Origin of the sequence: Clostridium sp. AF37-5, from assembly GCF_003477605.1 — a bacterium.
Taxonomy (GTDB): domain Bacteria; phylum Bacillota; class Clostridia; order Lachnospirales; family Lachnospiraceae; genus Eubacterium_F.
In genome coordinates this window covers 65,150-77,382 of sequence record NZ_QUDR01000005.1, presented here as the reverse complement: position 1 = coordinate 77,382, position 12,233 = coordinate 65,150, and the positions used below count along the sequence as shown (strand labels likewise).

Sequence of the window (12,233 nt, the reverse complement as noted above, 5' to 3'; positions counted from 1 at the left end):
AAATGGATAATTCATATCCGTATGTTGCATCTTTAACTCGGGAAGCATTTCTTTTTTATGAAATGCGCGCTACGGCAAGGTTAATGGAGGAAAAGAAGTCAGATGAAACGGTTATAAAGGAAATTGTAGAGAAGAATCTTTTCCAGTATCCAACGGAGAAATCCATCACACGTATGGCAAAAGCCTGTATTAAACGGCTTCATGCACTGGAAGATGATTCGCTGATTTCTGCAATTGCCACACAGCCGACAGATGTCTCAAAGCAGATTTGTTTGTATGCATTGATGAAGCAGAGTCGACTAGTCTGGGAATTTATGCTGACAGTTATTGGAGAGAAGTACCGATTAAGGGATATGTCTTTTGGTAAGATAGAGTTGAATACGTTTTTTATGCGTTTACAGGAGCAGAATGATACCGTAGCTTCATGGAGCGATACTACAATAATAAAGTTGAAACAGATCATTGCCAGAGTTCTTGTCGAAACAGAATATCTCGACAATCTCAGGGCAGATCATTTGAATCCAGTATGGCTGCATCCTGTTTTGGAGAATGCCATCAGAAGCAATGGCGACGCGGCGATATTGCCGGCATTTAATTGCTTTTCATAGGAGGTGGTCTGATGAGTGATATAAAAGAACGTCTGGATAAAGTTCGGGCATTAATTCAGGAACCGGAGTTTTTGGAAGGAAAGGGACTTAGCAATGAGGTAAATATAAGAATCTTTTGTTATGAACCAGAGTATGAAATGGTTGTCCGGCATTTTGTGAATCAGTTGGAAACCGATCAGTCCTTAGATTGCCATTTGATTGTTTGTAATTTATATAAAACATTTCTCTCTATCTGCGATGATATGGACATCACAGATGCGATTCCCGATATGGAGAAAGCTGACGGAAGTGCTTATCTTCTGGAGCAGCTTAACTCCGCAATTGGCAATGGGGAGTTCATTGATAAAATCCAGTATGAGCCGCACGAACCGGGGGATGTGCTGATGCTGACAGGTGTAGGCGAGGTGTTCCCGTTTATGAGAGTCCATACTTTACTGGAAGCCTTGCAACCGTATTTTTCGGATGTTCCGATTTTGGTTATGTATCCGGGTGAGTTTGATGGTCGTCATGTAAAACTGTTCAATCGTCTGACACCAAATGATTATTACCGGGCATTCAATGTCGTAGATTAAGGGGGATAAAGCCATGATGATTCGAGATATGTTTGCGGATGACATCAACCGCAAAATCAATGGTGTTATTAAAGTTGACCAGGCTGCTGATGATGTAATCGAGCAGGAATTAAATGAATATGTCATCACCAGAGAATTGAAGAAACACTTCATTACTTTCTTCAACTATTATGGAGATGCCTTTGACCAGCCGACTGCCGATATGGGTGTTTGGATTTCCGGTTTCTTTGGAAGTGGTAAATCTCACTTTCTGAAAATGCTTTCTTACCTTCTGGAAAATAAAGAGGTAAAAGGCATCCGCAGTGTAGAGCGTTTCCGTAAAAAGTTTGAGGATGATCCGGCAACTTTTATGCTGATCGACCGTGCCACAAAGGGACCGACTGAGACAATTCTGTTCAATATTGATATTGAGGGATTCAGCAATAAGGATAAGACTGCTGTTCTTCGTGTTTTTGCAAAGATGTTTTATAACCATTTGGGATTTTACGGTGAAAATCTGAAAGTTGCCATGATGGAGCGTTATATTGACCAACAGGGCAAGACCGAGGAATTCCGCAGAGTATTTGAAGAAAAGAAAGGCAAGACATGGATGGAAATGCGCCGTGCCTTTGCCTTTAATGGAAAGTTTATTATCCCGACATTGATGGAAGTTTTGGATATGAGCGAGGATGATGCCAAGGCATGGTTTAGTGATAAAACTGCAACAGAAATTTCTATCGCACAACTTGTGGAAGATATGAAAGTTTATGTGGATACAAAGCCATCGAACTTCCGTCTGCTGTTTATGATTGACGAGGTTGGGCAGTATGTCGGCACAGATACCGATATGCTTTTGAATCTTCAGTCACTGACCGAGAAGATCGGAAGTGAGTGCGAAGGAAAGATTTGGGTGATCTGTACTGGACAGGAAGCGATTGATGAAATTATCAAAGTTCGTGCTGATGAGTTTTCCCGTATCCAGGCTCGTTTTAAAACAAGATTGAGTTTATCTTCTTCCTCTGTGGATGAAGTTATTCAGAAACGTATCCTGAAAAAGAAATCGGAAGCAGCTAAAGAACTGGAAGGTGTTTATGAGCAAAATGACTCTGTTCTGCGTAACCTGTTCAGCTTTAGCGGTTCGATTCTGGATATTAAAGGTTATTCCGGTCCGAGAGAGTTTACTGAGAACTTCCCGTTCGTGCCGTACCAGTTCATCATCATGCAGAAAGTATTTGCCGAAATCCGTAAACATGGAAATTCAGGTAAGCACCTGTCTGGTGGTGAGCGGTCTATGCTTTCCGGTTTTCAGGAAGCTGTACAGAAAATTCAGGAGAAAGACGAGTATGCACTTGTTCCGTTTTTCCGTTTTTATGATACTGTACATACTTTCCTTGATGGTTCGATCCGACGAGTGATCGAGCGTTGCCAGAAAGCTGCCGATAACGGCGATGGTATTGAACAGCAGGATGTGGATGTGCTGAAACTTTTGTATCTGATTCGGTATATTGATGATATTCCATCAAATCTGGACAATATCGTTATCCTTATGGCGGACGATATTCGAGTCGATAAGATTATCATGCGTGAAGCTGTCCGGGGCTGCCTTGACCGTTTGATGAGCCAGAACTATATTGGCAGAACAGGCGACACTTATAATTTCTTGACTGATGAAGAACAGGACATTCAGCGTGAAATCAGAGATACTAATGTGGATACGGCTTCTATTGTAGAGCGTATTGCTCAAATGATTTATGGTGATATTTTCACAACTAAAAAGTTTCGTTATGGAAAATATGATTTTGCATTTGACCAGATGGTAGATGGTATTACAGTTGGGGCAGCTACAGGTGGCATGTGTTTACGCTTTTTGACGGTTGCAGCAGATGCTGTCGAGAAAACAGATTTTCGTTTGATGGCAAAATCTAAAGGAAAAGAAGCAATTGTTGTTCTGGCTGATACTCCTTACTATGAATCTTTGGAATCCGCCATGAAAATTCGCAAGTATGTAAAGCAACGGAATGTAAGCCAGCTTCCTAAGAGTGTGCAGAAAATCATCGGTGACCAGCAAGATGAGGCTGGAAAATATGAGTTGAGTGCTATGGCTGAATTGCAAAATGCTATCGAAGGAGCACAGTTCTATGTAGATGGTGAACATTTGGAAATTAAAACGGGAAATGCCAAGAGCAGGATTGAACAGTCTCTTGAATATCTGGTTGCGCACGTTTATAGCAAACTCGACCTGATCACAGAAAATGCAGACAGTGATGCAGACATTATTGCCATTTTGACTGGGGCAGTATCATTGCTTCCGGGTGTGGAACTAAATCGTGATGCAGTTTCTGCTATGGAAGAATATCTGGAAATGCAGGATGCAAAGAAACTGCCGACTTCTATGGCAGATGTTCAGAGTAAATATAGTGCAATTCCGTATGGCTGGAAAGAAATTGACATTGCTGCGGTTGCGGCACAGTTAATTTATTCTCAGAAAGTAACGATTAGGTATGCAGGCAATACCATTCAGCCGGATGACCCGAAACTGCCGGATATGCTTCGAAAAAAGAGTGAGATCGGAAAGACTTCTATCAGCAAGCGAAAAACTATTTCAGCTACGATGATGCGTGATGTAAAAGCCATGCTTCGTGAATATTTCGATATCATGGATGTGCCGGACGATGAAGATGGCCTGATTCGTTTTGTGACTGAGAAGTTCACAGAACAGCGTGATTATTATGCTTCTCTAGATGATCGCTATGATGGACACAAATATCCGGATCGTGTATTGGTTCAGAAAGCTATTCATCTGATGGACGATGTACTTTCACAGAAGAAGGATAACATTGCCTTGATTGAGCGTGTGCTGAAAAAAGAAGATGAGTTGTTTGATAATAAAGAAGCCATGAGCAACGGCATTGAAAATTTCTTCAAGACCCAGGTAACAGTATTCGACCAGGCAGTGCAGTTTGAAAAATCTCTGCACGACGATCTTGACCGAATTGCAGAAAATGAGGAAGCACATAAGGCACTGAATACCATTCGTTTGATTACGATGGTTCAGACTGGAAGCAAGTTTAACTATAACCGGATTCGTGAACTGAATCCGTTGATGGATACGGTTCGTGCCGCCCATGATAAGATGCTGGAAGAAAAACGTGCCGAGGTTCTGGAAACCGTTCGTCAATGTATGGAAGCAACTCATACTGCCGCAAACAGTGATTCCAAGGCATCCCATCTGATTGAGAAATCAGACCGGTATTTCAGCCAGTGCAAGGAGAAAATCGCAGAATTAAAGAGTCTTGCCCTTTTGGATGCTATGTTCCTGCCAATGTGCCAGTATAAGGATGATACCGTCAGCAATATCGAGACTGTTCTGGCTCCGCCTGCACCGAGGCCACAGGTACAGCCGACACAGCCGGGAAAAGAAATAGCTCCGGTAAAGAAAAAGGTTGTCCGTGCCTATAACCGACAGGTTGTATTCCAGGCAAAGACTTTACAGACGGATGCGGACATTGATGATTATGTAGAAAAGATTCGTTCTCAGCTGAAACAGTTGCTGAAGAATTGCGACGAAATTAAGCTGAACTAAGGAGTGTACCTATGGAAGAATTACTTAAAAGACTGGTTATTGCAGTTGAACAGCAAAATTCAGCTTTTCCTTGGGATAGTGTAATTTCAATATTAGCACTAATTGCTTCATGGGTTACAATTTTCTTTTTGCTCAAGGAACGAAGTGAGAAAAATCGCCCTTATATGCAAATATCGTTTGAACTTGTTCGCTCAACGTTGGCGTGCATTGTTTTGAGAAATGTTGGCACTGTTCCATTGGAAGTTAAAAGTTTGACGTTTAATGAAACTTTTACCAAACAGTTGCAAACGAAAACGCAGGAACGATTAAAAAAGAAAGAATTGACGAGTATTGTGATTTTTCCAAATCAGAAATGGGTTATTTCATTTGATACAAATGTTTTTAATATCATAAACGATTTTGAAGAAAAAACAGTAAGGATTGGTTACGAATATTGTAAGTATGGGAAAAACAAATCTTATACTGAAAAAATTGCAATCGATTTTTCAGAGTACAGTGGATTTTTAAACTATATTTCAGAAGTGGATGAGTTTAAGAATAGTGTTGATAATTTGAAAAAATCAATGGAGAATATTGATAAAGATATTAAGAAATTGTCTGTTCGAATAGAAGATGGAGAAAATTATGGATAAGAATGCGATTAAAAAATTTGCAGTCTGGGCAAGAACAGAGCTGATCACCCGTGTTTCCCTGAAAGGTGTAGAATACGGTATCACAGAGGATAACATGGAGGATGTCAATGCAGACAGCGTTGACGGCAAAGTCCTCACTGCCGATGAAAAGAAACAGCGTCAGGCTCTGATTGCCGAGATTAACGATAAAGGATATAAGCAGGTCATGGAGGGGGTTGCCTACACTTGGTTTAACCGCTTCTCTGCTCTGCGATTCATGGAAGTCAACGGCTATCTTTCTTCCCATGTGCGTGTATTCACGGATGAGGAAAACAATTTTAAGCCGCAGATTATAACCGAAGCCATTCATCTGAATTTGGATGGATTGGATATGGAAAAGGTCTATGAGCTGAAAGATGCAGAAAAGACCGAAGAACTGTATAAATATCTGCTGATCGTGCAGTGTAACGCTCTGAATAAGATTCTGCCGGGAATGTTCCAGAAGATTGCGGACTACACAGAGCTTCTTCTGCCGGACAATCTACTCCGTGAAGGCAGTGTCATTCAACAGATGATTGAGCTGATACCGGAGGATGACTGGAAGGATGCTGTTCAGATCATCGGCTGGCTGTATCAGTATTATAACAGCGAGAAAAAAGACGATGTTTTCGCAGCACTGAAAAAGAATGTAAAAATCACAAAAGAAAACATCCCTGCAGCGACCCAGCTTTTTACACCGGACTGGATTGTTCGCTACATGGTAGAGAACAGCCTTGGTCGTTTATGGCTGGAGGGACACCCAGATGTCAAAGAGCAACTTCTCCCGACAGAGGAAGAACAGTCTGCCTATGCTGCCGGAAAACGTGAGCCGGAAGATACCAAATGGCACTACTATCTGGAAGAAGCCGAGCAGGAGTCGGAAGTGCAGGCACAGCTTGCAGAGATTCACAAGGAATACGCCGCACTGACACCGGATCAGCTGAAAGTCATTGACCCTTGCTCCGGTTCCGGTCATGTTCTTGCATATATGTTTGATGTACTGATGAAGATTTATGAATCCTACGGCTATACCACCCGTGAAGCAGTGTCAAGCATTGTAGAGAACAATCTTTATGGTTTGGATATTGATGACCGTGCGGCACAGCTGGCTTACTTTGCGGTAATGATGAAAGCCCGTCAGTATGACCGCCGTTTCTTTAGCCGTGGCATTCAGCCCCATGTATATGCCATTGTGGAGAGCAATCATGTAGATAAATTTGCGGTGGACTATTTCTGTAATGGTGATATGAAGTTCACAGTGGCTATGGATACCATCATCAAAGAACTGCATGATGCAAAGGAATATGGTTCGATTCTGACTGTAACACCGCAGGACTGGTTTGCCCTGTATGACCGTTTTGCTGAGATTACGGAAGATATAAATATGTTCCGTGAAGTAGCATTGAAAGAAGTGCTTCCGTTGGTACAGGTGGCAGAAGCACTGGCACAGAAGTATGATGTAGTTGTGACAAATCCACCGTATATGGGAAGTCGTAAGGGAATGAATCCAAAACTTAAAAAATTTGTTGAAAAGAATTATCCAGACTCAAAATCAGATCTTTATACTTGTTTTATAGAAAAAAGTTTGGATTTAGCTGGTTCAGACAGATTTATTGGATTGGTCACACAGCAATCATTTATGTTTACCGATGATTACAAAGAATTGCGTGCCAAGTTAATAAAAAATAATACTTTTACTAACATGGTTCATTTAGGTGCTGATGCATTTCCAGAAATAAATGGAGAAGTGGTACAGACAAGTGCCTTTGTGTTTTTCAGTAAAGCTGCTTTAACAAAATATTATGCAAAGTTTGTTAGGCTTGTAGATTATGCTTGCGAGGATAAGATTACTGAATTTACTGATAAGACAAATCACTATTATTCATGTAGCGAAGATTTTGCAGGCATTAAAGCAACGCCATTTTCTTATTGGCTCAGTGAAAAAATGAGAAAAAGTTTTCTTGTGGGAATACCATTTGAAAATTATGGAAACCCCAAAGCAGGTATTACAACTGGCGAAAATGACCGTTTCATGCGAGCTTGGACCGAAGTTGCTTTTAACAAGATTGGTATTGGATTTAATTCTGTTGAAGATTTTCATGCTTCTGAAAAATTGTATATTCCATATAACAAGGGTGGAAAGCAAGTTCGGTGGTATGGAAATAATGATTATGTACTGATGTTTGATTCATATTATTACAATGTTTTAGCTAATCAAGGCAATCATTTACCGTCAAGACAATATTATTGTCAAAAATGCATAACGTGGTCAGATATATCTGGACGATCCTTTGCTGCAAGGTACTGTAACAATGGGGCAGTGTTTGATGTTAAAGGTTCATGTGGATTTCCAAGTGAAGCTAACTATTGGCTGGCGATTGCTTTTTTGAATAGTAAATTAACCCCCAAGTATATTGATTCACTTAATCCGACAACAACAACCCAGGTTGGTGATTTGAAAAGAATGCCAGTTCTTGAACCAACGCAGGAAGAAAAAATGGCAATTAAAACCAGTGCAAAAAAATGTGTTGAAATTTCAAAAAATATATATGATTCTTCTGAAATTTCATGGGACTTCCAGCACCATCCTCTGCTTTGTAAAGTTCCGACCATTGCCGAAGCCTTTGACCAGTGGCAGACTGAATGTGATAACCGTTTCAATCAGCTGAAAGCCAATGAGGAAGAACTGAACCGTATCTTCATCGACATTTACGGTTTACAGGATGAGCTAACACCGGAAGTTGAGGATAAGGATGTCACAGTCCGCAAGGCTGACCTTGGCAGAGATATTCGTTCTTTCATTTCCTATGCAGTTGGCTGTATGTTTGGTCGCTATTCTCTGGATGTGGATGGTCTTGCCTATGCAGGCGGCGAATGGGATGCCAGCAAGTATGCTTCTTTCGCTGCGGATAAGGATAACATTATCCCAGTCTGTGACGATGAATACTTTGAGGATGATATTGTCGGTTTGTTTGTAGAGTTTGTGAAAACTATTTACGGTGCAGATACGCTGGACGAAAATCTGAAGTTCATTGCCGATGTTCTGGGCGGTAAAGGTCAGCCGAAGGATGTGATTCGGAATTATTTCTTAAGTGACTTCTATTCTGACCATTGTAAGATTTATCAGAAACGTCCGATTTACTGGCTGTTTGACAGTGGTAAGAAGAATGGCTTTAAGGCTCTGATTTATATGCACCGCTATCAGCCAGATATGATTGCACGTATTCGTACCGATTATGTGCATGAACAGCAGGCTCGTTATCGTACTGCTATTGCCGATCTAGAACAGCGGATTGCTAATGCTTCCGCTGGCGAGCGTGTTAAGCTGAACAAAAAGCTGAGCAAACTGCAGGCACAGGACACTGAACTTAGGAACTATGAAGAAAAGATTCATCATCTTGCAGATCAGATGATTTCTATTGATCTGGATGATGGCGTGAAGAAGAATTATTCAATTTTCAAGGATGTTTTGGCTAAAATAAAGTAAGGGGGACAAATATATGGACAATAGTGATGTTGAGAATACACTACAAACTGAGTGTGAAGATTATCCATCAGCATATTTTCTTTTAGACAACTGCTTTCAGGATTATCAGAGAATACAGGATAATTATAATAAGATATATGAAAAAATCAGTATTGCTTTGGCGTTTTGCAGCGTTATTTTAACAATTATGCTTGGAGCGTTTGATTTTTCACCGGCAAAATTCAGTGTAAGTAATATGAAAATATGGGAAGTGATTTTGACCTCCATTGAATTGACATGTCTTGGTGGTAGTTTAATAGTAAGTGTTGGAGCTACAATATACTTGTTGTTTTTATTAAGAGGAAGAAAAATTGCCGTTTTTAAAAGTGAAGACATTAGAAATGAAGAAATATATCGAAACAAAGAATCACATGCAGCATTATGGTTGATTGACAAATATACAAGAATTGTAAATGAAGTTCGTCCAATTGTACAAAAGAAGCAAAAGGCATTTGATAATGCAATGTTTGCAATTATTGTTGGAATAATGATGTATGTGGCTGCTGTGCTATTAAGAAAAGGAGGATTTTGAAGTGCCTAATAGAGATAAAACAATGGATGATATTAAAAGTGGAAAAGGTCTTCCACCACTTTCAAGTGTTGAAGGCTCAAATCATCAGACCGGAATTACTACTGAACAAAGAGCTGAAAAAGGTATAACTTATGAAACTTTTATATATCACGGAGAAAAGCGTTCAAATGGAGAACAGTGATTCTAAAGGAGGGTTTGCGTATGATGACGGATGTAAAAATTAAAAATTCCAGTGAATTGGAGTTTGCTGTATTTTGTATTGAAAATGTGGCGGCAAAGCTGGGCGTGGATGCAGAACGTGTTTATCAGGCATTTACCGAAAAGAGCGACATTTTGAACGGATATATCGTACCGGAATATGAAGTGCTGCATACCCAGAGCCGGGAATATATTGTTGATGATCTCCTTGATGTGATGAAAGAAAGGGGTGTGGAAGTATGATTCTCTATCATGGTTCTTTCTTAGAGATTGCAAAGCCGGATTTGGTTCATTCCCGCCTCAATGTAGACTTCGGGCGTGGCTTCTATGTCACGCCGCTGTATGAACAGGCAGCGAAGTGGTGCGGCAAGTTCAAACGCCGTGGGAAAGACGTTATTATCTCCCTATATGAATATGATGAAAGCCGGGAATCTGAATTAAAAACGTTGAAATTCGATTCTTATTCCGAAGAATGGCTTGATTTCATTCTGAATTGCCGCAGTGGAAAAGATTCGACAGATTACGACCTTGTTGTAGGCGGTGTTGCCAATGATAAAGTGTTCAATACCGTGGAGCTGTTCTTTGACGGTCTGATTGATAAAACAGAAGCCATCAACCGCCTGCGTTATGAAAAACCGAATCTGCAAATATGTTTCCGCACAGAGCAAGCACTGTCTCTGTTGCATTTTGAAGGGAGTGAAACACTATGACAGCGAACTCGATTTTGCTTCAGAAAAAATATAGCCGTGTTATCGAATACTTTGCTAGACAGCAGGGGATTTCACTGGATGCGGCATTGGATTTCTTTTATCATTCCCAGATCTATCAGCTGATCCGTGATGGTGTTTCTGATATGCACTGTATGAGCGATGCGTATCTGGCAGAGGAATTGAAACAGGAATATACAGAGAAGGTTCTGGAAAATTGCCAATAACTGAAATTTAAGTTTGATATTTATTCGTGATGAGGTGCAACAAAATGATTGATTTTGACAATCCGAATACGTTCCCAAAAGAATTGAAAAATTGGGGAACTGAATTTGAAAAGATGATTTTAAGAAGAGTAAATACAGATAGTATTGAAGAATGGCGGCAAATTGAACACCAGTTACAAGATATTAGAATCGGTGAATCGAAGTTGGTTACTGATTTTGTTAAAGATAATATGGACATAGAAATTGCAGTATGCCATTGTACACGTATTTTAGATGAAAATGAATTTTGGAAACATGGTCTTGTGACTGCGGGAGGGAAAAATAATGCTGGAGAGAAACGATTGCGAAAACTCCTTGTTGATATAGGCTTAGATAATGGTAAGATAGAGGAAGTTTTTTCACATGTATATTTTTTGTGGAATCGTGATAAACAATCCAGAACAAAATCGGTACATTTTTTTGTTGATAAAAGTCAAGTATATAAGGACGATCAATTAAACCATTTTGCTATTAATTTAGGTGGCGAAATTTTGCGATGGTCTTTGGAGGCGGTTGACAGAAAATTGTATAGAAAAGAACCTTATAAACGTTTATGGATTATGGGAAGACCCTCTGTAATAACATTTAAGATTAAATTAGGTGATATTCATGAGATATATCGCAATCGTTTAATTGCTGAAATAGTCAAATACAATATAACGAAAGATATTTTTGGCTTTGGTTATGAATTTGAATTTACAGGAATGACAGTGGGAGATGTTCCGCCGCAAAATATTTTAAGCATCGAGGAAATAAAAGATTATATACAGATGCAAGAAAAATATCCTGATTATAAGGGGTTTTATGATGAGTTGAAAAGTTAAATTAGTTTGATTTGTTGAATTTCATATGCAGGCAGGAAGATATATCAATTAACGACGAAAGGAAGGATTCAATGGGAAAAAAACTTCATTTTCAAGCAAAAGGGATGCCATTAATAAAATTCCAAGATGCAGATAAAATTAAAAGTTTGCAATCAGGGAAGATTTATGCGAAAACCCTTGGATATTATCGTAAAAGAGAAGAAGAAACTGGAGATTGTGAAGTTGGAGATAAATATGAAGCTATGATTCATATTAACGAAGCTACGATTTATTTTCCTGATACTGGAGAAACAGTTGCAGTTAATGATGATTTGCTAAAAACATCTGAATCAAACGATTTTGTTTTCTGTATGTTTGGAGTGAATCCAACAGAAGAAAAATTTAGATTTACAGATAAACAAAAAGAAAAAATGCTTTCATTTGGTGATACGGCATTGATCGTTTTAGATCATGATGAATTTATTCGTAGAGTAAAAGTAGCGGCTCAAAAAGCTGGTTATAAAGTTTATTTCGAGCCAGTTCAATACTATGATCCAACTATTGATGGAGGGAATATGTTAATTTCATTACTTGCAGGAATGTGGAATATTGCTTTTTGGAAACGTGATTCGTATACCTATCAGCAGGAAGTAAGATTTGTATTTACGCCAGGTGATGAAAATATAGATCATATCGAATTGGATATTGGTGATATTAGTGGTATTACAGCAATCATTTCTGCTAAATCAGCATTATCAGCAATAGTAGAAAAAGCGGATTCTTCGGAAACAGAAAGTGACTTAAAATAA

Annotated in this window: 12 protein-coding genes; all 12 read left to right on the top strand. The window is 39.4% G+C overall.

Annotated elements, in window-relative coordinates; all coding sequences use genetic code 11:
• The first annotated feature begins 2 nt into the window (after window positions 1–2).
• The 12 genes from DW019_RS04820 (at window position 3) to DW019_RS04765 (ending at window position 12,233) form a co-directional block, all read left to right on the top strand.
• Window positions 3–608, top strand: coding sequence for a DUF1819 family protein (locus tag DW019_RS04820; RefSeq protein WP_118442701.1), 606 nt, complete (start codon window positions 3–5; stop codon window positions 606–608).
• 11 nt (window positions 609–619) lie between these two features.
• Window positions 620–1,180: a DUF1788 domain-containing protein gene (locus DW019_RS04815; protein ID WP_118442700.1), complete on the top strand. Its 561-nt coding sequence runs from the start codon at window positions 620–622 to the stop codon at window positions 1,178–1,180.
• 13 nt (window positions 1,181–1,193) lie between these two features.
• Entirely contained in the window at window positions 1,194–4,742 is a 3,549-nt protein-coding gene (gene brxC, locus DW019_RS04810; protein ID WP_118442699.1) for a BREX system P-loop protein BrxC, read from the top strand.
• An 11-nt stretch (window positions 4,743–4,753) separates the two neighbouring features.
• Window positions 4,754–5,374, top strand: coding sequence for a hypothetical protein (locus DW019_RS04805; RefSeq protein WP_118442698.1), 621 nt, complete (start codon window positions 4,754–4,756; stop codon window positions 5,372–5,374).
• Window positions 5,367–8,879, top strand: a complete 3,513-nt coding sequence (gene pglX, locus DW019_RS04800) for a BREX-1 system adenine-specific DNA-methyltransferase PglX (RefSeq protein ID WP_118442697.1) — start codon at window positions 5,367–5,369, stop codon at window positions 8,877–8,879. The genes DW019_RS04805 and pglX overlap by 8 nt, the downstream gene beginning before the upstream one ends.
• Before the next feature lie 13 nt (window positions 8,880–8,892).
• Window positions 8,893–9,450, top strand: a complete 558-nt coding sequence (locus DW019_RS04795) for a hypothetical protein (protein ID WP_118442696.1) — start codon at window positions 8,893–8,895, stop codon at window positions 9,448–9,450.
• 1 nt (window position 9,451) lies between these two features.
• Window positions 9,452–9,631, top strand: a complete 180-nt coding sequence (locus tag DW019_RS04790; RefSeq protein WP_118442695.1) for a hypothetical protein — start codon at window positions 9,452–9,454, stop codon at window positions 9,629–9,631.
• A gap of 20 nt (window positions 9,632–9,651) precedes the next feature.
• Window positions 9,652–9,891 (top strand): DUF3791 domain-containing protein, encoded by a 240-nt coding sequence (locus DW019_RS04785; RefSeq protein ID WP_118442694.1) that lies wholly within the window; start codon window positions 9,652–9,654, stop codon window positions 9,889–9,891.
• Window positions 9,888–10,358 (top strand): DUF3990 domain-containing protein, encoded by a 471-nt coding sequence (locus DW019_RS04780; protein ID WP_118442693.1) that lies wholly within the window; start codon window positions 9,888–9,890, stop codon window positions 10,356–10,358. Before DW019_RS04785 ends, DW019_RS04780 begins: the two co-directional genes overlap by 4 nt.
• On the top strand, window positions 10,355–10,582 hold the full coding sequence (locus tag DW019_RS04775; protein WP_118442692.1) for a DUF3791 domain-containing protein: 228 nt from the start codon (window positions 10,355–10,357) through the stop codon (window positions 10,580–10,582). Before DW019_RS04780 ends, DW019_RS04775 begins: the two co-directional genes overlap by 4 nt.
• 44 nt (window positions 10,583–10,626) lie before the next feature.
• Window positions 10,627–11,445, top strand: coding sequence for a hypothetical protein (locus DW019_RS04770; protein ID WP_118442691.1), 819 nt, complete (start codon window positions 10,627–10,629; stop codon window positions 11,443–11,445).
• A gap of 71 nt (window positions 11,446–11,516) precedes the next feature.
• Window positions 11,517–12,233 (top strand): hypothetical protein, encoded by a 717-nt coding sequence (locus tag DW019_RS04765; RefSeq protein ID WP_118442690.1) that lies wholly within the window; start codon window positions 11,517–11,519, stop codon window positions 12,231–12,233.

What these genes read in the sequence shown, in the direction of transcription:
- DW019_RS04820 (WP_118442701.1), top strand. Translation starts at nt 3, where the DNA reads ATGGATAATTCATATCCGTATGTTGCATCTTTAACTCGGGAAGCATTT.
- DW019_RS04815 (WP_118442700.1), top strand. Translation starts at nt 620, where the DNA reads ATGAGTGATATAAAAGAACGTCTGGATAAAGTTCGGGCATTAATTCAG.
- brxC (WP_118442699.1), top strand. Translation starts at nt 1,194, where the DNA reads ATGATGATTCGAGATATGTTTGCGGATGACATCAACCGCAAAATCAAT.
- DW019_RS04805 (WP_118442698.1), top strand. Translation starts at nt 4,754, where the DNA reads ATGGAAGAATTACTTAAAAGACTGGTTATTGCAGTTGAACAGCAAAAT.
- pglX (WP_118442697.1), top strand. Translation starts at nt 5,367, where the DNA reads ATGGATAAGAATGCGATTAAAAAATTTGCAGTCTGGGCAAGAACAGAG.
- DW019_RS04795 (WP_118442696.1), top strand. Translation starts at nt 8,893, where the DNA reads ATGGACAATAGTGATGTTGAGAATACACTACAAACTGAGTGTGAAGAT.
- DW019_RS04785 (WP_118442694.1), top strand. Translation starts at nt 9,652, where the DNA reads ATGATGACGGATGTAAAAATTAAAAATTCCAGTGAATTGGAGTTTGCT.
- DW019_RS04780 (WP_118442693.1), top strand. Translation starts at nt 9,888, where the DNA reads ATGATTCTCTATCATGGTTCTTTCTTAGAGATTGCAAAGCCGGATTTG.
- DW019_RS04775 (WP_118442692.1), top strand. Translation starts at nt 10,355, where the DNA reads ATGACAGCGAACTCGATTTTGCTTCAGAAAAAATATAGCCGTGTTATC.
- DW019_RS04770 (WP_118442691.1), top strand. Translation starts at nt 10,627, where the DNA reads ATGATTGATTTTGACAATCCGAATACGTTCCCAAAAGAATTGAAAAAT.
- DW019_RS04765 (WP_118442690.1), top strand. Translation starts at nt 11,517, where the DNA reads ATGGGAAAAAAACTTCATTTTCAAGCAAAAGGGATGCCATTAATAAAA.